The 25,168-nt window shown below is 71.3% G+C and carries 26 protein-coding genes and 1 tRNA gene; 19 read left to right on the forward strand and 8 right to left on the reverse strand.

Going from position 1 to position 25,168, the window contains the following annotated elements; all coding sequences use genetic code 11:
- Positions 1–471: 471 nt before the first annotated feature.
- The 4 genes from HNP84_RS09960 to HNP84_RS09975 are packed head-to-tail and all read right to left on the reverse strand — an operon-like array spanning position 472 to position 5,127.
- Positions 472–1,677 (reverse strand): cytochrome P450, encoded by a 1,206-nt coding sequence (locus HNP84_RS09960; RefSeq protein ID WP_185049172.1) that lies wholly within the window; start codon positions 1,675–1,677, stop codon positions 472–474.
- A gap of 37 nt (positions 1,678–1,714) precedes the next feature.
- The gene (gene phnE / locus HNP84_RS09965; RefSeq protein ID WP_185049173.1) at positions 1,715–3,367 is read right to left on the reverse strand and encodes a phosphonate ABC transporter, permease protein PhnE; all 1,653 of its coding nucleotides are present in this window, start codon (positions 3,365–3,367) and stop codon (positions 1,715–1,717) included.
- The gene (locus HNP84_RS09970) at positions 3,360–4,142 is read right to left on the reverse strand and encodes a phosphonate ABC transporter ATP-binding protein (RefSeq protein ID WP_221336103.1); all 783 of its coding nucleotides are present in this window, start codon (positions 4,140–4,142) and stop codon (positions 3,360–3,362) included. The genes phnE and HNP84_RS09970 overlap by 8 nt, the downstream gene beginning before the upstream one ends.
- Positions 4,135–5,127 carry a phosphate/phosphite/phosphonate ABC transporter substrate-binding protein gene (locus tag HNP84_RS09975; protein ID WP_185049175.1) on the reverse strand — a complete coding sequence of 331 codons (993 nt, stop codon included), beginning with the start codon at positions 5,125–5,127 and terminating at the stop codon, positions 4,135–4,137. Before HNP84_RS09975 ends, HNP84_RS09970 begins: the two co-directional genes overlap by 8 nt.
- Before the next feature lie 217 nt (positions 5,128–5,344).
- Between HNP84_RS09975 and HNP84_RS09980 the strand changes: the two genes are divergently transcribed.
- From HNP84_RS09980 to HNP84_RS10045, 14 genes are all read left to right on the forward strand, one after another.
- Positions 5,345–6,718: an alpha/beta fold hydrolase gene (locus HNP84_RS09980; protein WP_185049177.1), complete on the forward strand. Its 1,374-nt coding sequence runs from the start codon at positions 5,345–5,347 to the stop codon at positions 6,716–6,718.
- 178 nt (positions 6,719–6,896) lie between these two features.
- Positions 6,897–7,913: a PaaX family transcriptional regulator gene (locus HNP84_RS09985; protein ID WP_185049180.1), complete on the forward strand. Its 1,017-nt coding sequence runs from the start codon at positions 6,897–6,899 to the stop codon at positions 7,911–7,913.
- An 88-nt stretch (positions 7,914–8,001) separates the two neighbouring features.
- Complete coding sequence (locus HNP84_RS09990; RefSeq protein WP_312924263.1) at positions 8,002–8,925, forward strand: PaaX family transcriptional regulator; 924 nt, start codon at positions 8,002–8,004, stop codon at positions 8,923–8,925.
- A gap of 147 nt (positions 8,926–9,072) precedes the next feature.
- Positions 9,073–9,966, forward strand: a complete 894-nt coding sequence (locus tag HNP84_RS09995) for a transporter substrate-binding domain-containing protein (RefSeq protein ID WP_185049181.1) — start codon at positions 9,073–9,075, stop codon at positions 9,964–9,966.
- Positions 9,963–10,808, forward strand: a complete 846-nt coding sequence (locus tag HNP84_RS10000; RefSeq protein WP_185049183.1) for an amino acid ABC transporter permease — start codon at positions 9,963–9,965, stop codon at positions 10,806–10,808. The genes HNP84_RS09995 and HNP84_RS10000 overlap by 4 nt, the downstream gene beginning before the upstream one ends.
- The gene (locus tag HNP84_RS10005) at positions 10,805–11,626 is read left to right on the forward strand and encodes an amino acid ABC transporter ATP-binding protein (RefSeq protein WP_185049185.1); all 822 of its coding nucleotides are present in this window, start codon (positions 10,805–10,807) and stop codon (positions 11,624–11,626) included. Before HNP84_RS10000 ends, HNP84_RS10005 begins: the two co-directional genes overlap by 4 nt.
- Positions 11,623–12,744 (forward strand): CapA family protein, encoded by a 1,122-nt coding sequence (locus tag HNP84_RS10010; RefSeq protein WP_246518011.1) that lies wholly within the window; start codon positions 11,623–11,625, stop codon positions 12,742–12,744. The genes HNP84_RS10005 and HNP84_RS10010 overlap by 4 nt, the downstream gene beginning before the upstream one ends.
- Positions 12,737–13,975 carry a CaiB/BaiF CoA transferase family protein gene (locus tag HNP84_RS10015; RefSeq protein ID WP_185049187.1) on the forward strand — a complete coding sequence of 413 codons (1,239 nt, stop codon included), beginning with the start codon at positions 12,737–12,739 and terminating at the stop codon, positions 13,973–13,975. The genes HNP84_RS10010 and HNP84_RS10015 overlap by 8 nt, the downstream gene beginning before the upstream one ends.
- A 1-nt stretch (position 13,976) precedes the next feature.
- A complete protein-coding gene (locus tag HNP84_RS10020) occupies positions 13,977–15,074 on the forward strand; it encodes a 2-hydroxyacyl-CoA dehydratase family protein (protein ID WP_185049189.1) in 1,098 nt (365 codons plus the stop codon).
- On the forward strand, positions 15,062–16,309 hold the full coding sequence (locus HNP84_RS10025) for a 2-hydroxyacyl-CoA dehydratase family protein (RefSeq protein WP_185049191.1): 1,248 nt from the start codon (positions 15,062–15,064) through the stop codon (positions 16,307–16,309). The genes HNP84_RS10020 and HNP84_RS10025 overlap by 13 nt, the downstream gene beginning before the upstream one ends.
- Before the next feature lie 100 nt (positions 16,310–16,409).
- Positions 16,410–17,336 carry an SDR family oxidoreductase gene (locus tag HNP84_RS10030; protein ID WP_185049193.1) on the forward strand — a complete coding sequence of 309 codons (927 nt, stop codon included), beginning with the start codon at positions 16,410–16,412 and terminating at the stop codon, positions 17,334–17,336.
- Positions 17,337–17,346: 10 nt separating this feature from the next.
- Positions 17,347–18,237, forward strand: a complete 891-nt coding sequence (locus HNP84_RS10035; RefSeq protein WP_185049720.1) for an amidohydrolase family protein — start codon at positions 17,347–17,349, stop codon at positions 18,235–18,237.
- Positions 18,234–18,692, forward strand: coding sequence for a MaoC family dehydratase (locus HNP84_RS10040; RefSeq protein WP_185049195.1), 459 nt, complete (start codon positions 18,234–18,236; stop codon positions 18,690–18,692). Before HNP84_RS10035 ends, HNP84_RS10040 begins: the two co-directional genes overlap by 4 nt.
- 126 nt (positions 18,693–18,818) lie before the next feature.
- On the forward strand, positions 18,819–20,294 hold the full coding sequence (locus HNP84_RS10045) for an acyl-CoA synthetase (RefSeq protein ID WP_246518012.1): 1,476 nt from the start codon (positions 18,819–18,821) through the stop codon (positions 20,292–20,294).
- A gap of 55 nt (positions 20,295–20,349) precedes the next feature.
- Here HNP84_RS10045 and HNP84_RS10050 read toward each other — a convergent pair.
- A tRNA-Lys gene (locus HNP84_RS10050) sits at positions 20,350–20,423 on the reverse strand.
- Positions 20,424–20,596: 173 nt separating this feature from the next.
- Here HNP84_RS10050 and HNP84_RS10055 point away from each other — a divergent pair.
- Positions 20,597–20,986, forward strand: a complete 390-nt coding sequence (locus tag HNP84_RS10055; RefSeq protein ID WP_185049199.1) for a PRC-barrel domain-containing protein — start codon at positions 20,597–20,599, stop codon at positions 20,984–20,986.
- A gap of 126 nt (positions 20,987–21,112) precedes the next feature.
- On the opposite strand, the gene HNP84_RS10060 is transcribed toward HNP84_RS10055, so the two are convergent.
- A complete protein-coding gene (locus HNP84_RS10060) occupies positions 21,113–21,688 on the reverse strand; it encodes a hypothetical protein (RefSeq protein WP_312924271.1) in 576 nt (191 codons plus the stop codon).
- A gap of 149 nt (positions 21,689–21,837) precedes the next feature.
- Between HNP84_RS10060 and HNP84_RS10065 the strand changes: the two genes are divergently transcribed.
- Together HNP84_RS10065 and HNP84_RS51045 are read left to right on the forward strand one after the other, a co-directional pair.
- On the forward strand, positions 21,838–22,335 hold the full coding sequence (locus tag HNP84_RS10065; protein ID WP_185049202.1) for a DUF6328 family protein: 498 nt from the start codon (positions 21,838–21,840) through the stop codon (positions 22,333–22,335).
- A 30-nt stretch (positions 22,336–22,365) separates the two neighbouring features.
- Positions 22,366–22,515: a GPGG-motif small membrane protein gene (locus HNP84_RS51045; protein ID WP_175593845.1), complete on the forward strand. Its 150-nt coding sequence runs from the start codon at positions 22,366–22,368 to the stop codon at positions 22,513–22,515.
- 138 nt (positions 22,516–22,653) lie between these two features.
- On the opposite strand, the gene HNP84_RS10070 is transcribed toward HNP84_RS51045, so the two are convergent.
- Together HNP84_RS10070 and HNP84_RS10075 are read right to left on the reverse strand one after the other, a co-directional pair.
- On the reverse strand, positions 22,654–23,376 hold the full coding sequence (locus HNP84_RS10070; protein ID WP_185049204.1) for a metallophosphoesterase family protein: 723 nt from the start codon (positions 23,374–23,376) through the stop codon (positions 22,654–22,656).
- Positions 23,373–23,624, reverse strand: coding sequence for a BON domain-containing protein (locus tag HNP84_RS10075; protein WP_185049206.1), 252 nt, complete (start codon positions 23,622–23,624; stop codon positions 23,373–23,375). The genes HNP84_RS10070 and HNP84_RS10075 overlap by 4 nt, the downstream gene beginning before the upstream one ends.
- A gap of 228 nt (positions 23,625–23,852) precedes the next feature.
- Between HNP84_RS10075 and HNP84_RS10080 the strand changes: the two genes are divergently transcribed.
- Entirely contained in the window at positions 23,853–24,110 is a 258-nt protein-coding gene (locus tag HNP84_RS10080) for a hypothetical protein (protein WP_185049208.1), read from the forward strand.
- Positions 24,111–24,159: 49 nt separating this feature from the next.
- Entirely contained in the window at positions 24,160–25,167 is a 1,008-nt protein-coding gene (locus HNP84_RS10085) for an SDR family oxidoreductase (RefSeq protein ID WP_376771863.1), read from the forward strand.
- Position 25,168: the final 1 nt, after the last annotated feature.

Here is a 25,168-nt window from a genome sequence, read left to right on the forward strand (position 1 = left end):
ACGGGCAGGGGGTGTGTTGGCTCGGGGGCCCGACGAGGTCCGCGAATGGCCGGCGGGGCACCTGGCAGGCTGTTGTACGGCATATGGCCGTCTCAGCAGAGACGATCGTTCAGCTTTCTGTCACTCATGTCAATCCCCTGATCGCCGCCTCGATCACGTGGCAGAGCGACCGGGACGTGCGCCGGCCGCGGCGCCGGCACGTCGCTCCACGGTGCCCGGCCTGCCCTGCTTACGCTGGTGAGGCAGACGGCCGGGGACGTCCGCCCGGCCTGCCGTGGCGAGGTTGACACCTCCGGTCCATGACCTGACGGGCGACGTCCACACGGCGACGGCATCGGTAAACGTCATATGGAACGCGCCGGAGTGCGCACCCCGGCAACGCCCGCGCCGAGGACCGGCGTCTGAAGGCGGTGGTCGTGCCGGGCGGACGGCGACGGCCGGCGCTCGCGTCGGCCGCCCCCGGAAGCGGGCTCAACCGCGGGTGACCAGGCGCAGCGGTGTCGATCTGGGCCCGAACTCCAGCCAGTTGAACATCTCCACCTCGCCGTCCGGTTCGATACGGGTGGTGCCCGCGAGCAGCTCGCCCAGCGCCGCCGTCATCTCCAGCCGCGCCATCGCCGCGCCGGGGCAGCGGTGCGCGCCCCGGCCGAACGCGAGGTGCCGGTTGGGCCGCCGCTCCAGGTCGAACCGGTCGGCGTCGTCGAACACCGCCTCGTCCCGGTTCGCCGACGGGAAGATCATCGCGATCGCCTCGCCGGCGCGCACCGTGCGGCCGCCGAGCTCGACGTCCCGTGTGGCGGTGCGGGCGAACACCCGATAGGGGGCGTACAGCCGCAGGAGCTCCTCGATCGCCGCCGGCAGCAGCCCGGGGTCGGCGCGCAGCCGGTCCTGGAGCTCGGGGTCGCGGGACAGGTGGACGGCGGCGCTGCCCAGCACGGCGTGCGGCGCCCCGATGCCGGCCACGATGGTCTGCCGTACGGTGGCCACGACCAGGTCGTGCGGGATCGGCCGCTCCGGGTCGCCGGACGCCTCCAGCAGGCTGGTCACCAGGTCCTCGTCCGGGTCGCCGGGGGCGGCCCGGCGGTCCTCGACGATGGCACGGGCGATGGCGTACAGCTCGTCGCTGGCCGTCATGACCCGGGCCCGGTCCATCTCCTGGATGGCGACGCTGTACTCGACCCCGATCCGGCGGATCTCCAGCACCTGGTCGAGGGGCAGGCCGAGGAAGAGCGCGAAGCACTGCGCCGCGTACGGCAGCGCGAACTCCTGGGAGTAGTCACCGCCGCCGCGGGCCAGCAGCGGCCTGAGCAGCTCGCGCGCCGCCGCCGCGAACGCCGGTTCGAGACGCCGTACGACGCTGCGGCGCAGCACCCGATCCATCGGGGCGCGGTAGATCGTGTGCTCGGGTGGGTCGAAGTGCAGCGGCGGCCGGCGCTGGGCGCGCGGCACGTGCGGGACGACGTTCTGCACCGCGGTGCTGAACGTCTCGCTGTCCCGGGCCACGCGCACCACCTCCGAGTAGCGGGTGGCGGCCCAGAAGCCGCCGAAGGCGTCGCTCCACGGCACCGGGCAGCGTCGCCGCAGCTCGGCGTAGACCTGGTGCGAGCTGTCGAAGGTCTCCGGTGCGGTGGGGTCCCAGTCGGAGGCGCGGCCGGGCCCGTCGGCGGTCGTGGTCATGGTGAAGTCCCTTCGTTCCCGTCATGAGCTCGTCCGCTCACAGCAGGTGCCTGCGCGCGATCCGGGCGAGCGTCTCGATGGCGTACACGACGACGGCGATGGCGATGACGATCGCGGCGGTGGTGTCGTACCGCAGCGTGGCGATCGACTCCTGCATGAGGTAGCCGACGCCGCCCGCGCCGGCGATGCCGAGCACGACCGACTCGCGCATCGCCAGGTCGGCCACGAACAGGCCGTTGCCGGTGAACGAGGGCACGAACTGCGGCCAGATCCCGGCGGCGAACGCCTGCCACCGGCGGGCGCCGGCCGCGGTCAGCGCCTCGTGCGGCAGCGGGTCGAGCTGCTCCAGGGAGTCGGCGAAGAACTTGGCCGCCAGCGCGGTGCAGGAGATCCACAGCGCCAGGAAGCCGGCGAACGGGCCGAGCCCCAGTGCGGCCACGAACAGCAGCGCGTACACCAGGTCGGGGATGCCCCGGACCACCACCAGCAGCACCCGGACCACCGCGGACAACGGCCGCCAAGGGGTGGTGTTGACGGCGGTGAGCAGGGCGAGCACCAGGCCGCAGGCGGCGCCCGCCGCGGCGGCGCCCAGCGCCATGAGCAGGCTCTCCAGCACCGCCATGAGCAGCTCGCCGGAGAACGCGGGCGGCCACATGCCGGTGAGGACGGCGCTCAGGTTCGTCCAGGCGCCGGAGAGCCGGCCCGGGTCGGGGTTCAGCGACCACAGCGACACCAGGAAGACCACCCCGGTGGCGACCGCGCCGCCCACCCGCAGCGCCCGGCCGCGGTCCCAGCCGACGTCGTGCGGGGCGCGCCCTGCGGGCAGCGCGGCGGTGCCCGTCGTGTCCCCGGCGGACCGGCCGGCTCTGGTGCGGCGGCGGATCGCCACCGACAGCAGCTCCAGCAGCAGCACCAGGACGACGATCACGCAGATGATTCCCGCCGCCCGGTGGTAGTTGAGGCTGCCCAGCGCGGTCTGCAGCGCCACGCCGATGCCGCCGGCCCCGACGACGCCGAGCACGGCCGACGTACGCAGGTTGATGTCGAGGCGGTACAGCACGATGGCGGTCAGCGCGGGGAACACGCGGGGCAGGACGGTGGAGACGGCCACCTGCGCCTCGCGGGCCCCGCACGCCCGCGCGGCCTCGGCGGGGACGGGGTCGGCCTCCTCGACGGCGTCGGCCAGCATCTTGGCGATCATGCCCACCGAGTGCACGGCGACGGCGAGCGCGCCGGCCAGCGGGCCCAGGCCGAAGATCCGCACGAACAGGATCGCGAAGGCCAGCGTCGGCACGGCCCGGGTCAGCACGACGACCACCCGGGCGGCCGACCGCAGCCAGCGGGGTCCGCGGTGGGTGCGCGCGGCGGTGAAGGCCAGCGGCACCGAGGCCAGTACCGCCAGGCCGGTGCCCGCCACCGCGATGAGCAGCGTCTCGGCGATCATCCGGGCGACGTCGCCGGCGCCGGGCAGGTCCGGCGGCCACATCCGGGCCAGCAGCCGCGCGGTGTCGCCCAGCCCGGCGGCCAGAGAGGCGGGAGACAGGCCGATCCACCAGAACGTCAGCCAGGTGACGGCCACGGCCGCGCCGAGCAGCCCCGCCGCGATGAACGCGCGGGCACTCCACGGCGGCCGCAGCGGTCCCGGGTTCGCCTCGGCCGGAGCGTGCCTGGTGGAGGTGGTGCTAACCATCGCGGGCCCCCGCCGCGTCGTAGATCGCCCGCAGCCGATCGGCGGTGAGGCCGGCGGCCGGCTCGTCCAACACCAGCCGGCCGCCGCGCAGCGCCACGACCCGGTCGGCGGTGGCGAGCGCGAACTCGATCTGATGCAGGCTGCACACGACGGAGATGCCGTCCTCGGCGCTGATCCGTTTGAGGATCTCAAGCACCAGCACGCTCGCCGCCGGGTCCAGCGAGGCGACCGGCTCGTCGGCGAGGATCAGCTCGGGGCTCTGCAGCAGGGTCCGGGCCACCGCGACCCGCTGCTGCTGCCCGCCCGAGAGCGTGTCGCAGCGCTGGAACCGCTGGTCAGCCAGCCCGACCCGGTCCAGGTGCTCCACCGCGCGGACCCGCAGCGCGCGTGGGTAGCTCATCACCCCGTACCTGGGCAGCCGCAGGGTGGCCAGCGACCCCATCAGCACGTTCTCCAGCGCGGACAGCCGCCCGACGAGGCCGAACTGCTGGAAGACGAACCCGACCCTGGCGCGCAGGGCGCGCAGCCGGCTCCGGGAGCAGGCGGCCGGGTTCTCGCCCAGGGTGCGCACGGTGCCGCGGTCCGGCACGTACATGCCGTTGACCAGCCGCAGCAGCGTGGACTTGCCGGCTCCGGACGGGCCGACCAAGGCGACGAACTGCCCCTGCGGGACGTCCAGTGAGACATCGTCGAGCACGGTGGTGCCGTGGAAGCCCTTGCCGACCTCCGACAGCCGCAGCACGGGGGCGCCGATCACGGCGGTTTCCTCAGCCACCGGACGTGCAGACCTCGGCCTTGGTGATCTCGCAGATGCGCGCGATCGGCTGATAGGTGGCGTCGGTGGCCTTGACGAACGTCCAGGCGGTGGAGGTGCCGAGGGTGCAGGCCGTCGCGTCGGCGTACTGGCCCCAGGTCTTCGGCCCCTTGATCTCACTGCCCTTGCACAGCCCGGCGGAGGCGGCGCCGGTGGCGGTCAGGCCGGTCACCGTCTTGGAGATCTTGTCGCGGACGTCCTGCGGAAGCCACGTGCCGACCACGATCGGCGGCCCGGGGATGAGCGGCGAGGTCCACACCTTGGTCACCTGCCCCGGCTTGAGCTGGCCGCGGGCGGGCAGGAGCTGGTCGATGAACACGTCGCCGACGAAGGCGATGTCGCAGTCGCCGGCCAGCAGCGAGGCGACCGCCGTGTCGTGTCCGTGGGTGAACACCGTCTTGACGTCCTTGTCCACATCGACGCCGGCTTCCCGCAGCGAGGCGAGGGGCTGCAGATAGCCGGTGGTGGAACCGGGGTCGGTGAAGCAGACGTCCTTGCCGGCGACGTCCTTGAGCGAGGTGATGCTCTTGTCGTCGCCGCGGGTCACCCCGTACGCGTACGCGCCGGGCTCGCCGGCCGGGGCGGCCAGCGGGACGGCGACGGGCTCGACGTCGGCGCGGCTGCGGGCCAGGTAGTAGCTGAAGGCCCCGTAGACGGCGATGTCCACCCGCTTGGCGACCTGCGCCTCGACGACGGCGGCGTTGCTGGTGACGGCCTGGAACCGCACCGGGACGCCGAGGTCCTTCCGCAGCGCGGAGATGATCGGGGCGAACGACGCCTCAAGGTCGTCGCTCTGCTCCGACGGGATGGCGGCGAAGACCAGCTCGTCGGGCCGGCCACCGTCAGCGGATGCGCTGCGGGTGCTTCCGGGGCCGGCACCACAGGCGGACAGGAGTGCGATCGCGGCGCCCACCGCGACGACGCTCAGAGCTGACTTTCGGAACATCGAGGCTCCTCACATGCAGGTGGTCGGGCCAAAGTAAGCAGGCCCCAGGGCATTGTCAACACTTCTGTGACGACCGTAGGATTTGTGTCGAGCACAATTGGCGGCTGTAATCAGACGAGCGTCCACCAATGTGTTGCACATCTCGCGTCGCAGCAGCTTCCCACCCATGGAGGCGGACATCAATCCCCGTCTAGTGATCAATCGGGCGACCCGTGCCGTGACGGTGCTCACGGCCACGGCTCTCGCACTCGCCCTCCCGACGGCCGCCGGCCTCTCGAACGCCTCGGCGGCGTCCGGCCAGGCCGGTCCCATCAGCGTCACGGGCGTCCACCCGAGCGGCGCCACCTACGCGATCGAGGTCCCGCGCGACTGGAACGGCACCCTGCTGACGTTCAGTCCGGGCTACGGCCAGGGCGCCGGCCCGCAGCACCTGCCGGCCGACCTCGGCGGCAACGCCGCCGCGCGGAACTGGCTGCTGGCCCACGGGTACGCCCTGGCCGGCACCCGGCCCTACGGGGACGGCTGGGCCGTCGAGGAGACCCTGCGGGCCTCCGCCGACACGCTCGCCAAGGTCGCCGAGGTCGCCGGGGAGCCCACGACCACCCTGGCCTGGGGCGGTTCGATGGGCGGCGCCATCGCGGCCGGTCTCGCCGAACGCCGGCCCGACCTGATCGACGGCGCGCTGCCGTACTGCGCCTCGGTCGCCGGGCCGGTGGCGATGCTCAACCAGTCCTTGGACGCGGCCTTCGCGTTCAAGACGCTGCTCGCCCCGGGCGACGACGCGGTGAAGCTCGTCCGGCCGGCCTCGGCGGACGAGGAGACGCGGAGCACCACGGCCGCCCGCGCCGTCCTGGACGCCGCCCAGCGGACTCCGGCCGGCCGGGCCCGCATCGCCCTGGCCGCGTCCTTCGCCCAGATCTCCACCTGGTCGGTGCCCGGCACCGCCGAACCCGGGGCGCGCGACTGGGCGGCGCAGGAGGCCCAGGAGTACGCGGCGTTCATGGCGACCGTCTTCTCTCCCCGGTATCCGCTGGAACAGCGGGCAGGCGGGAACTTCTCCTGGAACACCGGCGTGGACTACCGCCGGGCGCTGCAGGAGTCCGGGCGCATGAAGCAGGTGCGCGGCCTCTACGACGTCGCGGGACTGGATCTCGACGCCGACCTCGCGACCCTGGCGGCGGCGCCGCGCGTCTCCGCCGACCCCGGCGCCGTCGCCTACATGGAGAACTACTTCACCCCGCGCGGCACGCTCGGCGTCCCCGTCCTGACGATGCACGAACGCGGCGACAACTACCCCACCGTCACCCAGGCCCGCGCCTACTCCGATGTGGTGCGGCGCGCCGGGGACGGCGCGATGCTGCGCCAGGCGTTCGTGGACCGGCCCGGCCACTGCCGCTACACCGGAGCCGAATTCGTCGCCGCGGTGGAGACGCTGAGGAGCCGGGTCACCACCGGCCGCTGGACGGACGTGGACGCCCACCGGCTCAACAAGCTGGCCGCACGCCTGGCCGCCGAGGACCCGGCCCTGGGCACCGCGGAGTTCGTCCACTACACCCCCGACCGTTTCCTGCGGCCTCACGTGCCGCGGTGAACAGCGAGGAGGCATCTCACGCGATCGCCGTTCCGGGGCCGGGCCGCGGCCGGGATCGCCGGGAAGAGCCCGAACGTGAGGCCGGAGCACATAGGATTCACGCAGGTCGAGCCCGTAAGCCCGCCCGTGATCGGCATGCGCCCGGCCAAAGCGCCCACACCGGCCGAGGAGTCTGACGATGGAGGGACGCCAGGTGGCCGCGTCGCCGGAACCCGGCTCCCTGCCCAGGGCTCGTCAAGGGGCCGAACCACAGCGGCTGCTGACCACGCTGCTGGGCGACTACTGGTTCTGGCGGCAGGAGCACATCCCGTCGGCGGCGCTGGTGCGGCTGCTGGAGGAGTTCGGCATCACCGCGACCAGCGCCCGCGCCGCCCTGCGACGGCTCGCCTCACGAGGGCTGCTGACCAGCTCCCGCAACGGCCGCACCACCGCGTACGGGCTGCCGCCCCGGGCGTACGACGTGATCGTGGCGCACATGCGCCGGCTGCTGACGTTCGGCGCCGCCACGCCCCGCTGGGACGGGAAGTGGACGGTCGTCACGTTCTCGGTGCCCGAGGACCAGCGGGCCACCCGCCGCGCGCTGCGCGACGGACTGCGCCTGCTGCATTTCGGCATGGTCTTCGACGCGGTGTGGGTGTCCCCGCACGACAAGACGGACGAGGCCGTCGAACTCGTGCGGAGGCTGGGGGTGCGCGGGGCGGCCGTGTTCCGGGCCCGCGAGGTCGCCGACGACGACCTGGACCCGGTGCCGGCCCGCGCCTTCGACATCGCCGCGCTGCGCGCACGCTATGCGCGCTTCATCGACACCCATCGGCCGGTCGCCGAGCGGCTGGCGATGTCCAGCCCGTGCCCCGCCGAGGCGCTGCGGCTACGGACCGCGATCATGACCGACTGGCGGGTGTTCCCCGCGATCGACCCCGACCTCCCCGCCGAGCTGCTCCCCGCCGGCTGGCCGCGCGACGAGGCCAGGCGGCTGTGCGTACGGATCTACGACTCGCTCGGGGAGCCGGCGGAGCAGCGGTTCCGCGAGATCCTCGCAGAGTTCGCGCCCGAGCTGGCCGGGCTGGCCGCGCACCACACCTTCACGCAGGTGTCCGCGCTGGAGTCGCCGGCGACCCGCCGTCACACGAGCTTCGACGAGACGACCGACCGCGACCGCCTGGACCTCCTCGCGGGCGGCGGCCTGACCGGCTGACGCCGGCGGTCGCGGCACGCGGGGCAGATCAGAAGTATGACAGCATGATAACGAGCGCACGCCAAACCGTTGTCAATATACTTCGGTTGTGAATGATCGTGAGCTGCCCGAGACAGGCGACGTCGACTTTCCGCGCTTCCAGGTGGGCGCGCCCCCGCAGCACCTGATTACGACGCTTCTCGGCGACTACTGGATCAGCCGGCCCGAGCAGTTGCCGTCCGCGGCCCTGGTGCGGCTGACCGAGGAGTTCGGGGTCTCCGCCGTGGCGGCGCGGGCCGCGCTCAGCCGCCTGACCAAACGGGATCTGCTGGAGTCGTCCAAGGCCGGGCGGCGCACGTACTATCGGCTGACCGACCGGGCCGCCGCGGTGATGCTGGAGGGGAGGCAGCGGATCATGTCCTTCGGCCTGGAGCAGGGCGCGTGGGACGGCAGATGGGTGATGGCCGCGTTCTCCATCTCCGAGGAACAGCGCGACCTGCGCCACGCGCTGCGCGCGAGGCTGCGCTGGCTCGGCTTCGCCCCGCTCTACGACGGGCTGTGGGTCTCGCCGACGGCCGACGCCGACAGCGCGGCGGCCGTGCTCACCGAGCTGGAGATCCCCATGTCCACGGTCTTCTGCGCCGAGGCCATGGATCTGCCGGGCATGCGCGCCCCACAGGAGGCGTGGGACTTCGATCAGCTCCGGCGCACCTACGAGGGGTTCGTGACCCAGTACGCGCCTCTCCTGGAACGCGTCCGCAAGGGCGCGGTCGGCGCGTCCGAGGCGCTGGTGGCGCGTACGGGGATCATGGACACCTGGCGGACGTTCCCCAACCACGACCCCGACCTGCCGGCGGAGCTGCTGCCCGCCGACTGGCCGCGCGCCGCGGCCAGAGACCTCTTCGTGGAGATCTACGACACCCTCGGGCCGCTGGCCGAGTTCCGCGTCAAGCAGATCGTCGCGGAGTTCGAGCCCGAGCTGGCCGAGCTGGTCGCCCACCACCGGACCAGTTCCATCCTCGCCCTCACCTGATCGCTCCCCGCGACGGGCGGCGTCCGGCCCGCCCCGCACGTCTCCGCTGCACAGCCGCCTCTTGACAGGTGTGCACCCTTAGGTGTGACACTTATCCCAACGGCCGCAAAATTAACTGCATCATTAGCCGGTCGCGGAAGGACCACCATGAGATTGCCCAGGACCATCCTCGCGGGTGTGGCGGCTTTGGCCCTCGCCGGTGCCGCAGCTTGCGGTGGAGGCGACGATGAGACGCAGCGACCGGCCGGGGCGACGGCTCTGTACGACGCCCTACCCGACAGCATCAAGGAAGCGGGCGTCATTCGATTTGCCGGGGATTCCCACCCTCCCTATCGGATCGTCGCCAACGACGGCAAGACCGTCACGGGCATCGACAAGGAGTTGCAGGACGCCCTCGGCAAGGTGCTCGGCGTCCGCACCGAGATCTCGATCGTCAGCGGCCTGCCCGCGGCGCTGTCCGGCATGCTCGCCTCCAGGTACGACGCCTTCAACGGGCCGGTGAAGGACACCGCCGAGCGTGAGAAGCAGTTCGACGCGATCGTGTGGATGGTCACCCGGACCTCCTATCTGATCCCCAAGGCCGGATCATCGGCCATCAAGAGCTCGGACGACCTGTGCGGCAAGCGCGTCGCCGGCACCGCCGGCAGCATCGTGGAGGACCAGGCCAAGCGCCTGACCGACTGGTGCGTCAAGCAGGGCAAGCCGGGGATCGACTTCATCGGCTTCGCCGACACGAACGGCACCATCCTCGCCGCCAAGTCCGGCCGCGCCGACGCGGCCGGCATGACCGAGAGCGCGGCCCTCGACGTGCTGGGGAAGGAGAAGGACGCCTTCACGTACGTCACGCAGACCGAGGAGCAGGGCGCCGGCGTCGACCAGCTGGCGATGCTCGTGCCCAAGTCCAGCGGTCTCGGCCCGGTCATGCTCGACGCGTTCAAGGAGATCTTCAAGAACGGCGAGTACAAGAAGATCATGGACAAGTACGGGCTCCAGAAGGTGGCGGTGGAGGAGCCCAAGATGAACACAGCGGCGACGCAATGAGCCTGGCACCACAGGTCCTGGACGTCGCCTCGGCCCGTCCTCGCATCCGCCCCCTGCGGTGGGTGGCCGGAGCCGTGTTGCTCGTGCTCGTCGCGCAGTTCGCCTGGTTCCTCGTCACCAACCCGCGGTTCGAATGGGCAGTGGCCGGCAAGTACCTGTTCGACCCGAACATCCTGCGCGGCCTGGGCATGTCGCTGTTGCTCACCGTCATCGCGATGACGCTGGGCAGCGTGCTCGGTGTGCTGCTCGCGGCGGGCAGGCTGAGCGACTTCAAGCCGGCCGCGTGGGCCTGCGGCGTCTACGTGGCGGTCTTCCGCGGCATACCGCCCCTGGTCCAGCTCATCTTCTGGTTCAACCTCGGTTACCTGCTGCCGCGGATCTCGCTGGGCGTGCCCTTCGGTCCGACCTTCGTCTCGTGGCCGACCAACTCCGTGATCAGCTCGCTGACCGCCGCCATCATCGGGCTCACCCTGCACGAGGCCGCGTACATGGCCGAGATCGTCAGGGCTGGCATCCTGGCCGTGGACGGCGGGCAGCGTGACGCGGCCCGCGCCATGGGGTTCACGGCCAGGCAGAGCTTCGTCAAGGTGGTGCTCCCGCAGGCGATGCGGGTGATCGTCCCGCCCACCGGCAGCCAGTTCATCAGCCTGCTCAAGGGCACCTCGCTGGTCAGCGTGATCGCGATGGCCGACCTGCTGTACTCGGTGCAGGTGATCTACAACAGGACGTACGAGATCGTGCCGCTGCTGATCGTCGCCTGCGCGTGGTACCTGGCCGTGGTCACCGTGCTGTCGCTGGGCCAGCGACGCCTGGAGCAGCACTTCGGAAAGGGGCAGCGGTGAGCGACGCACCGGTCCTGCGAATCCGTAACGTGCGCAAGCAGTTCGGCGACCACGTGGCGCTCGACGGGGTGGACCTGGACGTGCACGAGGGCGAGGTCGTCACGGTCATCGGCCCGTCCGGGTCGGGCAAGTCCACCCTGGTCCGCTGTGTCCACCAACTGGAGAGCATCGACGGCGGGGCCATGTACCTCGACGGCGAGCTGCTCGGCTACGAGATGCGCAGAGGCCACCTGCGTCCCCTGCCGGACCGCCGTCTGGCCGCCCAGCGCGGCCGCATGGGCATGGTCTTCCAGCAGTTCAACCTGTTCGCGCACTGGAGCGTGCTGCGCAACGTCATCGAGGCGCAGGTGACGGTCCACGGCCGGAGCCCGGAGGAGGCGCGCAAGGAGGCGCTGCGGCTGCTGGAGCGGGTGGGGCTCTCCGGCAAGGCCGACGCCCATCCCCGGATGCTCTCCGGCGGCCAGCAGCAGCGCGTCGCCATCGCCAGGGCCCTGGCCACGAACCCGAGGATCATGCTGTTCGACGAGCCCACCAGCGCTCTGGACCCCGAGCTGGTGGACGAGGTGCTGAGCGTCGTGCTCGATCTGGCCCGCGGCGGCATGACCATGATCATCGTGACACACGAGATGAGCTTCGCCCGCGAGGTGGCCGATCGCTGCGTCTTCATGGAGGAGGGCCGGGTGGTCGAGACCGGCACTCCCAAGGAGATCTTCGACAACCCCGCCTCGCCCCGCCTGCGCGCCTTCTTGTCGCGCTTCTCCGGGCGCGCGGCGCACATTTCCGACGAACGCCCGCTTGAGGAGGAGACCACCTCTTGAGCCTCACGGTAATGGCCGTCGGCGACCTCGTCGTCGACGAGCCCGACCCCGCGTCCTTCTTCGCCCCGGCCCGGGAGACGCTAGGCCGGGGCGGTTTGGTGATCGGCCACATCGAGGTGCCCCACAGCACGTCCACCGCCCAGGTCAGCACCGACGTTCCCGCGCCGCCCGCCGATCCCGCCGCGCTCTCCGCGGTCGCCGATGCCGGATTCCACGTGGTGACGCTCGCGGGCAACCACGTCTACGACGCCGGCGACCAGGGGGTGGCCGACACGATCAGGCACGCGACCGAGGCCGGGCTGGCCACCGCGGGAGCCGGCATGACTCTCGACGAGGCCCGCCGTCCCGCGGTCGTGGAGCGCGACGGGCAGCGGATCGGCGTGCTCAGCTACAACTGCGTGGGCCCGCGCGAGTCCTGGGCGACCAGTCGCAAGCCGGGCTGTGCGTACATCAAGGTGCTGACCCACTACGAACTCGACCACGCCAGCCCCGGCGGGCCGCCCGCCGTCTACACCTTCGCCGACCCCGCCTCACTGGAGCGGATGGCCGAGGACGTGGCGGCCCTCGCCACCGAGGTCGATGTCGTGCTGGTGTCGCTGCACAAGGGCGTCGGGCACACGCCCGCCGTGATCGCGATGTACGAGCGGCCCGTCGCCCACGCCGCGATCGACGCCGGCGCCCACGCCGTGTTCGCCCACCACGCCCACATCATGCGAGGCGTCGAGATGTACCGCGGCAGGCCGATCTACCACGGGCTGGGAAACTTCGTGACCGTCACCCGCGCGTTGACGCCCGCGACGGGCGACGAGGGCGAACGGGCCGCGTGGGCGCGCCGCAGAGTCGAGCTGTACGGCTTCGCCCCGGACCCGGACATGCCGTACTACCCCTTCCATCCCGAGAGCCGGAACACCGCGATCGCGGTCTGCCGGTTCGACCGGAACGGCCTGGTCTCGGCCGGTCTGGTGCCGTGCTGGATCGACGGCGCCGGTCGGCCGGTGCCGTTCGGGAACGGCGAGGAAGGACGGCGGGTCGCGTCGTACATCGAGCGGATCACGCGACAGGCGGGCCTGAAGACGGAGTTCCACTGGGAGGGGGACGAGGTGGTGCTGCGTGGCTGAACGCCCGCTCGCCGGCCGTACGGTGATCGACCTGACCACCGCGCTGTCCGGACCGTACGCGACCCTGCTGCTGGCCGGGCTCGGCGCCCGTGTGATCAAGGTGGAGAACCCGCTGACCGGCGGCGACAGCTCCCGCAACAACGCGCCCTATGTCGGCGCCGACGGGCTGACGCTGGCCCGCACCGGGGACGACGACATGTCGGTGTCGATGCTCCTGCGGGGCCGCAACAAGCAGAGCGTCACGCTCAATCTGAAGCATCCCAAGGCCCGTGACATCCTGGCCGGTCTGGTCCGGGTGTCGGACATCATGATCGACAATTACAGCGCCGGCGTCACGGCGCGGCTCGGCATCGGCCACGACTGGGCGAGCGCGATCAACCCGCGCATCGTGTGCACGTCGATCAGCGGTTTCGGCGCGCAGGGCGGTCCCGGCTCGGGCAAGGCGATGGACACCATCATCCAGGCGCTCAGCGGCGTGATGATGACCGCGGGCGCGCCCGGCGAGCCGCCTGTCCGCTTCGGGCTGCCGGTGGGCGACCTGGTCGCGCCGCTGTACGCGGTGATCGGCACGCTCGCCGCGGTCCTGCGGGCCGACGCGACCGGGCGGGGCCAGCACGTGGACGTGTCCATGCTGGGGGCGCTCACCTCGCTGGTCGCGTGCGAGCCGTTCGACGCCTACGAGAAGCTGGGCCTGCCGATGCGCACGGGGACGACCGTGCCCAGGCTGGCGCCGTTCGGCACGTTCCCCGCCGCGGACGGCTGGTTCGCGCTGTGCGGCCCCACCGACGCCTTCGCCCGCGGCCTGTTCGCGGCGATGGGACGCGACGAGCTGGCCGCGGACCCGCGGTTCGCCTCCAGGGACGCGCGCGTGGCCAACGCCGGCGAGCTGCACGAGCTGGTGGCCGCGTGGGCGGCGGACCGCCCGCTCGCCGTGATTCTCGATCTGCTCACCCGGCACGGCGTGCCCGCGGCCGAGGTGCGTGAGCCCGGCGACGCCGTACGCGACCCGCTCGTGCTGGAGCGCGAGGAGGTCGTGCCCTTGGAGCACCCGCGCCACGGCGGCCACGCGGACCTGTACGGGACCGGCGTGCCGATCCGCTTCTCCGCCTCGGAGGTGGCGCTCGACCGGCCGGCGCCCGGCCTCGGCGAGCACAACGCCGAGATCTACGGCGGACTGCTCGGCTACTCCGACGCCGAGCTCAAGGCGCTGGCCGAGGAAGGGGTGATCTGACATGGTCACGGCACTGGCCGCGCTGGAGGAGGCGTACGCCCGGCGGGGCGCGCCTCCGGCCGCCTCGGAAGGCCGATCCGACGGCCGGCCGCTGGTCGTCGGCTACGTCGGGGCGGACATGCCGGTCGTCCTGCTGACCGCCGCGGGAGTCCACGCCTTCCGCCTCACGGGCGACCCGGAGTCGGATTTCGCGCTCGGAGACCGTTACCTGGGGCGCGGGGTGGACCCGGTGGCCCGCTCGGTGCTCGCCCGGCTGCTCGCCGGGGCCTTCGGCGACCTGGATCGCATCGTGGTCTCGCACGACTGCGAGGCGTCCCTGCGGCTGTTCTACGCGCTGCGCGAGCTGCGCCGCGTCGAGCCGGGCGCGGGGCTGCCCGAGACGTACCTGGTGGACATCCTGCACCTGCCGCACCGCACGACCGCCCGGTACAACCGGCGCAGGATCGGCGAGTTCGCCGCCAGGCTCGAAGCCTGGACCGGCCGCCCCCTGGACCTGGCCGGGGCGGTGGCGGCGCACAACGAGCGGTCCCGTCTGCTGGCCGCCGTCGCCGAGCTGCGCAGGGCCGTGCCCGCCCGCCTCACGGGGCGGCAGTTCCTCGCGGTGGCCAACGCGGCCCTGCCCGTGGACGAGCACATCGCGCTGCTGGAACAGCTGCTGGCCGAGGCGGGAGAGCTTGAGGAACACGCCGGGCGGCGCGTCTTCCTGAGCGGCAGCGAGCACGACACGCCGCACGTGTACGAGGCCATCGAGTCGGAGGGCTATGTGATCGTCGGCGAGGACCACTCCTTCGGCGACCTCTCCGTGCACGAGCCGATCGGCGCCGCCGGCCTCGACGCGCTGGCCGAGCACTACCACCACAGCGGTCCGACCGCCCACCGGGCCACGGCGGGCGAGCGCGCCGCGCACGCGGCGGCGGCCGTACGGCGCTGCCGGGCCGAGCTCTTCGTCGCCTATTCCAGGATCGCGGACGAGGCCCCGGCCTGGGACTTCCCCGCGCAGCGCGCGGCGCTGAACATCCCCGCCGTGCTGCTGGAGCGCCAGGAGTACGGGCGTGCCGATCTGGCCGCCCTGCGGAAGGAACATCCATGCGTAGTGTGAAATCCCTCGACACGGCGGCCGAGGCGGGCAGACACCAGCGCGAATGGTTCGCCGACCTACGCCGGCGGGTCGCCGCCGGCGAGCCGTTCGCCCTGCTGAACGCGGACGTCCCGCACGAGATCTTCCGCACGATGGACATCCCGTACGCGGTCAGCCAATGGTGGGCGTCTCTGGTGACCGCCAAGCAGCGTTCGGGGCACTACCTGAAGCTGGTGCGGCAGCGCGGCTACCCCGACTACTCCGAGCAGTACAACTCGGTCACCCTCGGCTCCGCGTTCGACCCCGAGCCGGAGGCGGGCCCGTGGGGCGGCCTGCCCAAACCGGACATCATCGTCGGCGACGCCTCCGGCGACATCACCCGCAAGATCTTCGACGTCTGGGGTCAGGAGCCCGGGGTCACCTTCTACCCCCTGGAGAGCGCCGCCGAGAACGAGGTCCCCGTCAACTGGTGGGAGCTCGTACCGCACCGGTGGGAAGAGGCCGTCGGCCCGGCCAGGCTGGACCTGCTCACCGCGGAGCTGGAGAACCTCGTCAGGTTCCTGGAGACCACCACCGGCAGGCGGTTCCGCGAGTCCCGCTTCCGCGAGGTGATGGCCCTGGTCAACGAGCAGGAGGAGTGGAACCGGAAGACGCACGCCCTCATCGCCCGCGCCCGGCCCGCGCCGCTCAGCGTCGTGGACAGCATCCCCAGCGTCATGCTGCCGCAATGGCACCGCGGCACCGAGTGGGCCCGGGACATCGCCAAGCGCTTCTACGAGGAGGTGCGCGACCGGGTGGACGCGGGCCAGGCCGCGTGCCCGGACGAACGTGCCCGGCTGATGTGGATCGGCCGCGGCCTCTGGTACGACATGGGCTTCTACCAGCGCTTCCAGGAGGAGTACGGCGCGGTGTTCGTCTGGTCGATGTACCTCGCGGTCGCCGCCGACGGGTACATCCGCTATGGCGACGACCCCATGAGGACGCTGGCGGCGCGCTTCGCCGCCTTCAGCGACCAGCTCTACACCCCGCCGTGGTCGAGTGAGTGGTACGTGAAGGAGGCCCGCTCGCACGGCATCGACGGCGTGGTCCACCTGGTCTCCGACGACCCCCGGGGCAGCTACTTCACCGCCAGGGCACTGGAGGCGGCCGGGTTCCCGGTCATCGAGATCCATGCCGACAACGTGGACACCCGCACCTTCGCCGACGACGTGGCCGAACGCGTCGGTCAGTGGCTGGAGAAGGTCGTCCTGGCCTGACCCGGATCGTCCCCCGGCTCAGATGCTGGGCACATATTTGACGATCGTCATCGCAGAGTCTTATATTCGGCATAATCCGAGCACACCCCAGGGGGAATCCATGGATCTTTCCGGCAAGGTCGCCGTGGTCACAGGTGCGGGCCGCGGGCTCGGCCGCGCATACGCAGAGGCGCTGGCCGCGGCCGGAGCGGCGTTGATCGTCAACGACGTGGACGCCGAAGCGGCGGCGCAGGTCGTCGAGGCCATCACCGGTAGCGGCGGCAACGCACGGAGCGTCGTCGCCCCGGTCGGATCCGCCGAAGTGGCCGACCGGCTGGTCGCCACCGCCGTCAAGGAGTTCGGCCGGCTGGACGTGATGGTCACCAACGCGGGCATCCTGCGCGACCGGGTCCTGTGGAAGATGTCCGACGACGACTTCGACGCGGTGATCGACGTGCACCTGCGCGGCACGTTCACCTGCGCGCGGGCCGCGGCGGTCCGGATGCGCGAGCAGGGGACCGGTGGCCGGCTGATCCTGATCTCCTCGCCGGCGGGCCAGCGCGGGAACTTCGGTCAGAGCAACTACGCGGCGGCCAAGGCCGGCATCGTGGCGATGGCCAGGACCTGGGCGATGGAGCTGGCCAGGGCGAACATCACGGTGAACGCGGTCGTGCCCGTGGCGGCGACGGAGATGACCAGGACCATTCCCGCGTTCGCGCCGATCATCGAGGAATCCGAGCGGACCGGCAGGCCGTTCCCCGCCTGGCTGCGCAAGGACGAGGGGCTGGGCACGGTCGAGGACGCGGCGGGGCTCGTCGTGTTCCTCGCCTCGGACGCCTCCGCGGACGTGACCGGCCAGGCGATCGGCATCGGCGGCGACCGCCTCGCCCTGTGGTCGCACCCCAGCGAGAAGGCCGTCGCGTTCGCCGAAGGAGGGTGGACGGCCGAGGCCATCGCCGACTCCTGGCGGTCGGGCGTCGGCGCCGAGCCGGAGACGTACGGAATCCCCGCGCCCAAGGTCCCCGCCTCGGACGTGCAGGGCGCCTGACATGACGGCCATGAACGTCGCCGACCTGGTCGCGATCGACGTGCACACCCACGCGGAGATCTCCAAGGACGGGCACGGCTCGCTGAGCCCGGAACTGTTCGGCGCCTCCGAGGACTACTTCAAGGCCCACGGGCACCGGCAGCCGACCATCGCGGAGATGGCCGCGTACTATCGGGAGCGGAAGATGGCCGCGGTGGTGTTCACCGTGGACGCCGAGCACGCCACCGGGCACCCGCGCATCTCCAACGAAGAGGTCGCGGAGAGCTGCGCCGAGCACGCCGACGTGCTGATCCCGTTCGCCAGCATCGACCCCTGGAAGGGCAGGGCGGGCGTGCGCGAGGCGCGGCGGCTGGTCGGTGAGCACGGCGTGCGCGGGTTCAAGTTCCACCCGAACATCCAGGGCATCGCCCCCAACGACCCCGTGGCGTACCCGCTGTACGAGGCGATCGAGGAGCTGGGCGTCCCGGCGTTGTTCCACACCGGGCAGACCGGCATAGGCGCGGGCGTCCCCGGCGGGGGCGGCATCCGGCTCAAGTACAGCAACCCCATGCTGGTGGACGACGTGGCCGTGGACTTCCCCGAGCTGCGGATCATCCTGGCCCATCCGTCGTTCCCCTGGCAGGACGAGGCGCTGGCGGTGGCCACCCACAAGCCGTACGTCTACATCGACCTGTCGGGCTGGTCGCCGAAGTACTTCCCGCCGCAGCTCGTGCGGTACGCCAACACGCTGCTGAAGGACAAGGTGCTCTTCGGCTCCGACTACCCCGTGATCACCCCGGACCGCTGGCTGGCCGACTTCGACAAGCTCGAGATCAAGCCCGAGGTCCGCCCGAGGATTCTGAAGGACAACGCCGTACGCCTGCTCGGGCTCGGCACCCAGGAGAGGACTGCAGACGCGTGACCACCACGGCGTACGGGCTCGACGAGATCAGGGCGCTGGCCGGCAAGGATCTCGGCCACGGCGGCTGGCTGGAGATCACCCAGGACCGGGTGAACACCTTCGCCGACGCCACCGACGACCACCAGTGGATCCACACCGACCCCGACCGGGCCAAGGACGGGCCGTTCGGCGGCACGATCGCCCACGGTTACCTGACCCTGTCCCTGCTCATCCCGCTGTTCAACGAACTGCTCGACATCCAGGGCGTGAAGATGAGCATCAACTACGGCCTGGACAAGGTTCGCTTCCCCAGCCCGGTCAAGGTGGGCGCCAGGGTCCGCCTGGGCGCCACCGTCGCCTCCGTCGAGGACGTCCCCGGCGACGGCGTGCAGATGCACCTCGACTTCACCGTCGAGATCGAAGGGGCGGGCAAGCCGGCCTGCGTCGCCCGCGCCATCTACCGGCACTACGCCTGACGCCGGACCACCAGATCGGCCTCACAGGCGCCGCAGGGCGCCCTCCCCGATCCCCCCAGTTTGACAGGAGATCGAACACCAATGCGCAACGCCGGACTGGGAGGGTGGCCCTCCCGCCGGGCCCGGATGACACCGGACCGGACCGCGTTCATCTTCGCGAACCGGCCCATCACCTACGCCGAGGTTCATGAGCGGACGACGCGGCTGGCGTCGCAGTTGCGCGCTTCCGGAGTGCGGGCCGGTGACCGGGTCGCCTACCTCGGCCGCAACCACGTCGCCTTCGCCGAGACGATGTTCGCCTCGCACCTGCTCGGTGCGATCTTCGTGCCGCTGAACTTCCGCCTGGCCGCCCCCGAGATCGGGTACATGCTGGACCACTCGGGCGCCACGGTCCTGATCTACGCGCCCGAATGCGCCGAGGCGGTCCGGGCCCTGCCGGACACCACGGCCCTCCGGCAGATCGTCGCCCTCGATGCTCCCGGGCCAGGGGAACGGCACTACGAGACCTGGCTCGCGGAGGGCGATCCCACCCCGATCGACACACCGGTGCGGCTGGACGACACGGCGCTCATCCTCTACACCTCGGGGACGACCGGGCGCCCCAAGGGCGCGATCCTCACCCACGGCAACCTCGTGTGGAACTGCTTCAACCTCCTGCTCGGCGTCGATGTCACCAGCGACGAGGTGACGCTGATCAGCGCGCCGCTGTTCCACGTCGCGGCCCTGAACCAGACCTTGCTGCCGACCTTCCTCAAGGGCGGCTGCTCGGTGATCATGCCGTCGTGGGACGTGGACGAGTGCTACGACCTCATGGAGAAGCACCGGGTCACCTGGATGTTCGGGGTCACCACGATGTTCGCCGCGTTCGCCCGGTCGCCCCGATGGGCCGGCGCGAACCTGTCATCACTGCGCCTCCTCATGGCCGGGGGCGCGGCGATCCCCACCGCTTTGATCCGCACCTACCAGGAACGGGGCCTGGTGTTCTGCCAGGGATACGGTCTCACCGAGACCGGCCCCGGCGTCACCTTCCTGGAGGCCAGTCAGAGCGTGCGCAAGGTGGGCTCGGCGGGCGTACCGGTGTTCTTCACCAACGTACGGGTCGTCCAGCCCGACGGCACGGACGCGCCGGTGGGCCAGCCGGGTGAGGTCCTCATCCAGGGACCGAACGTCACCCCTGGCTACTGGCGCAACCCGGAGGCGACCGCCGCCGCGTTCTCCGACGGCGACTGGTTCCGCTCCGGCGACGTCGCCGTCCTGGACGAGGACGGCCACCTGTACGTCGTGGACCGCGTCAAGGACATGTACATCTCGGGCGGGGAGAACGTCTATCCGGCCGAGATCGAGGCAGTGCTCTCGGAGCATCCGGCCATCGCCGAGGTCGCCGTGCTCGGCGTACCCGACCCCAAATGGGGCGAGGTCGGCCGCGCCTTCGTGGTCCTCCGCCCCGGCGCGAGTGTCACCCCCGATGAGCTGCGCGACTTCCTCCGCCCCCGCCTGGCCACGTACAAGATCCCCGTCCATTTCGACATCACCGACGACCTGCCGAAGACGGGCTCAGGAAAGATCCACAAACCCCGGCTACGACGCCTCCCCCTGCCGTAGACGGAAAACGACTCTGGGCATCCCCCATCGAGTGGAGAATGCCCAGATACTGCGGTGCGCCGCCAGGGACTCGAACCCCGGACCCGCTGATTAAGAGTCAGCTGCTCTGACCAACTGAGCTAGCGGCGCCTGCTCTGGAAGCATACCGGAGATTGAGGGGCGTTTGCGCCGCATGGCGGTGACGTGCGGTCGAGTGGTGGAGTTGCCGTGGGGTTAGGCAGGGCTGGCGTTGGGGTGCGGTTGGGGCGGGAGCGGGGGGTAGGAGGGGGCGGACCCGACGGAAACGAAGGGAGAGGAGAACGATGACCTCCGAGCTCTGGACTTACCGGAGCGATGTCCGCGGCTCGTACGCCGGTGACCTGGACTTCTCGGGCTACACCGTGGAGGCCACCGACGGGCGGATCGGGCATGTGGACGATGCTACGTATGACGTGGGTCAGAGCTACGTCATCGTGGACACCGGGCCGTGGATCTTCGGCAAGAAGGTCATGCTGCCCGCCAGCACCGTCACGCGGATCGATCCTCAGGCGCGCAAGCTGTACGTCGCGCGTACGAAGGAAGAGATCAAGAACGCTCCGGAGTTCGACGAGGCGAACTACAAGGAGTCCGTCTACCGTGACCGGCTGAGCGAGTACTACGGCCGGTTCCCGGACGGCGGTGGCGCCGGGGGGACCCGGAGCACCGTGTTCTGACGGGTCGCGATCCGGAGGGGGAGGGCCTCATCAGGGGCTCTCCCCCTTCTCGTGCTCGCGGCCCTCTGCTCACGGCGCCTTGTGGTGGGCCTCTCAGGGTTCTCACGGGCCCTTGTGGTGGGCCTGTCAGGGCCAGAGGGGTTCTGAGGACGGGGTGGCGGGGGCGTCCAGGATGTGGAGGCGGTGGAGCAGGGTGAGGAAGGTGTAGGCGTACGGCGAGGGGGCCACGACGCTGGCGACGCGGTCCCAGTCCACCTGCTCGCGCATGGCGCGGACCTGGGGAAGCAGGGAGCCGTAGTCGCAACTGTGCTCCGAGAGCGGGAGCAGCCAGGAGATGACCAGGTCGGTGGCCTCCAGGACCGGGAGGATCACGGCGGACGCCTTCAGGGGCTCGGCCCGCTTGATCAGGTCGGGGGTGACCGGGCGGTCGGCGACGCGGAAGATGAGGTCCACCAGGCGGCCCTCGTCGAACGCCTTGACCAGCCAGTCCTCTGGAGGCTTGGCGGTGCGGAAGCCGATGCCTCTCAGGGTCTCCAGGGCGGACGGGACGTCCTCCTCGACCAGGACGAAATCGACGTCGTGCAGGGACGGGGCGGCGCCGCGGGCGTACGCGGCGCAGCCGCCGGCCAGCGCGAACCTGACGCCGGCGTCCTTCAGGGCGGTGCCGGCGCGCTTGAGCGTCTCCAGGATCGCGTCGGTCACCTCATGGCTGTGACTCCCCATAGGCTCGGGCTACCCGATCACATGCGACCTAGACATCCTTACGGTCACCGGCCGATTTCTCCGGCACATGGGCGCGGGCGGCGAGGGTAGTCGTCCGGCCTCGGCTTTCCCATGTGGAGGTAAAGGTCATGGTGGTTGAGCGCGACGACGGCGAGTCGCACAAGGAGCGGGTGGACCGGGAGCTCGCGGAGCTGCTGCAGGGGCTGCGGGTGGCGGTCACGGGGGTGCAGGTGCTGTTCGCGTTCCTGCTGACGCTGCCGTTCGCGGCCGGGTTCCCGAAGGTGGACACCGTGGGGCGGTGGCTGTTCTTCATCTCGCTGATGAGCGCGGCGTTCGCGTCGGTCTGCTTCATCACCCCGGCCGCGCAGCACCGGGTGCTGTTCCGTACCGGCCTGAAGGAGCGGATGCTGCACCGGGCCAACGAGCTGGGGGTCGCGGGCGCGGTGTTCCTGGCCGTGGCCATGACCAGCGCGGTGGGGCTGGTCGTGGAGGTGGTGCTGAACAACTGGACGGCCGCGCTGTTCGCGGCGGCGGTGGCGCTGGCCAGCGTTTGGCTGTGGCTGGTGCAGCCGTTCGCCGACCTGTACCGGTTCCGGCGGGGGCTCGCGGGCACGGATCGACGTTAGAAGGCCGCGCTCCAGGGCAGTTGCGGGCCCATGGCCACTTTGCTTTGGATCATCGCAGTCGTACTCGTCATCGCAGGCATCTACGTCATTCTCGCAAGGCGCGATCTCCTGTGGGGGATCGTCCTCATCGTCCTCGGCTTCCTCGTGGGTCCGGGCGGTGTGAGCATCTTCAATGTATGAGGCCCCCGGCGGGCCCCATGGAAGACGGCATGAACGGGCGCGAGGGCCGGGGGCGGGCGATCCGGGCGCGGCGGTTACGGCCGCCGCGCCGGACCCCCTCCCCCGGGCTCGCGCGCCTGCGCGTGCGGGGCGCCCGGCTCAGCCGGCGCCGTCGAGGCAGTAGCACGCGTACGCCCGCCGCAGCACCGGCATCGCGACGTTGCGCACCCGGATGCCGCCCGGTGTGTTGCCCTTCTCCGTGCCCAGGTGCGCGTGCCCGTGCAGGATGAGATCCGCGCCGACCGAGTCGACCGCCTCGGCGAGCAGGTAGCTGCCCAGGAACGGGTAGATCTCCTTCGGCTCGCCCTCCAGGGTGTCCTTGACGGGCGAGTAGTGCGACAGCACGATCTTGTGGTCGGCGTCCAGTTCCTTCAGCGCGATCCGCCACCTGTCGGCGATGGCCTTGGTGTGCCGGACGAACGCCTTGATCTCCGGCTCGCCGAACTCGCTGGCGCACTTGCCGGCGAACCCGCCGCCGAAGCCCTTGCCGCCGACGATGCCGAGCCGCATGCCGTTGCAGTCGATCACGGTGGAGTTGTCGTCCAGCACCGTGATGCCCACGTCGCGCAGCAGGTCGGCGATCTCCTCCTCGGCGTCGGAGTGGTAGTCGTGGTTGCCGAGCACCGCGACCACCGGGATCTGCAGGTCACGGAACTCCTCGGCGACCAGCCTGCCCTCCTTGACCGTCCCGTGCCGGGTCAGGTCGCCGGCGATCAGGAACACGTCGGCGCGGTGCTCGATGCCGGCCACCTGCGCCCGGTACTTTCCGCGAAGGTCCTCCCCCAGATGAATGTCGCCTACGGCCGCTATGTGCGCCTTCACAGGGCTTCCTCCTCACCCGGGTCCCGGACCTCGACCACGTTGATCTCGTTGCGGACCTTCAGATCGGGCGCCGCCTCGGACGCCACCGTCGAGATGATCTCCCTGCGCTCCTGCGCCGGCACCTGGCCGCGCAGGAACAACTGGTCTCCCCGTACGTCCACACGGATGCCCAGCTCGTGGGTCCGCTCGTCCTCGGCGAGGGCCTGCTGGACCCGCGCCGCGACGTATTGCGGGGCTTCGTCGGTCATCGTCACGTCCCTCCCGAGGGACCTCGTCTCGCGGGACCCAGTCCCGCGGCTGGTTTCCGGGTCGTCTCGCCGGGGAGCACGCAGGTTCTCCCCGACCGGATCGCCTGCCCGCCTGCCGCGGCACGAAACCGCGCCCCGCCCCTTCCGGTCCCGCATGACGGGCGGTTCGAGGGGTACGGGGGTGTGATCCGGCAGGACCGGACCAACGCCAAGCCGGAGGAGAGGGACATGACTCGACACAACAGGCCGGAGCGGGAACGCATGTCCGCTCCGTCCACGCCCCGGGACGTGGTGCACATCAGGCTCGGCTCGTTCGTGCTGGTGTTCGCCGTCGCGCTCGGGACGCTGGGGCTCGTGGCGGGGTTGCCGTTGCTGACCGCCGTGACCGCCGTCGTGGCGGTCGGGGCCATCGTGGACATCGTGTTCGCCGTGCGCCGCCAGGCGGCGCGGGAGAGGGAGGGGGATGGTAGTGCCGGGTTCGAGTGAGCAGTTGAGCGAGGGGCCGTTCGCCACCGCGGCGCGGGAGCGCGGGCCGCTGGCCGGCCGCGTCGTGGTCGTCACCGGGGCGAGCGGCGGCGTCGGCCGTGCCGTGGTGCGCCGGCTCGGCGAGGAGGGAGCCCAGGTGGCGCTGATCGCCCGCGGCACGGCCGGCCTGTCGGCGGCGGCCGTGGAGGTCGGCGTCTCCGGCGGCAGCGGCCTGGTGTTCGAGGCGGACGTCGCCGACTACGGCCAGGTCAGGGCGGCGGCGGAGCGGGTCGAAACCGAGCTGGGCCCGATCGACGTGTGGATGAACGTGGCGTTCTCCTCGGTGTTCGCCCGCTTCACCGACATCAAGCCGGAGGAGTTCGAGCGCACGACCGCGGTGACCTACCTCGGGTACGTGTGGGGCACCAAGGTCGCCCTGGACCTGATGCGACCGCGCGGGCGGGGCGCGATCGTGCAGGCGGGGTCGGCGCTGGCGTACCGGGCGATCCCCCTCCAGTCGGCCTACTGCGGGGCGAAACACGCGATCAAGGGCTTCACCGAGTCGGTGCGCACCGAGCTGCTCGCGGAGAACAGCCCCATCCACATCACCATGGTCCAGCTCCCCGCGCTGAACACCCCGCAGTTCGACTGGGTGCTGTCGCGGCTGCGCCGGCATCCCCAGCCGGTTCCCCCGATCTTCCAGCCCGAGGTCGCCGCCGACGCCCTCGTGTACGCGGCGGCCCACCCGGAGCGCAAGGAGTACTGGGTGGGCACCCCCACGGTCGCCACGCTGCTCGCCCAGCGGATCGCGCCGGCGCTCGTGGACCGCTATCTCGCCCGGCGCGGCATCCAGTCGCAGCAGACGGACGACAAGCCGCCCTCGGGCGTGTCCAACCTGTGGGAGCCGGCCGACGAGGACCGCGACTACGGCGCCCACGGCAGCTTCGACGAGCGGTCGGCCGCGACCAGCCCGCAACTGTGGCTGTCGCAGCACCGCGGCCTGGCCACCGCCGCCGCGGCGGTGGGCGCGGCGGGCGGCGCGGCGGCGGTCCTGCTGCGCAACGCCCGGCGCCGATAGG

The organism is Thermocatellispora tengchongensis, assembly GCF_014202315.1.
Lineage (GTDB): Bacteria > Actinomycetota > Actinomycetes > Streptosporangiales > Streptosporangiaceae > Thermocatellispora > Thermocatellispora tengchongensis.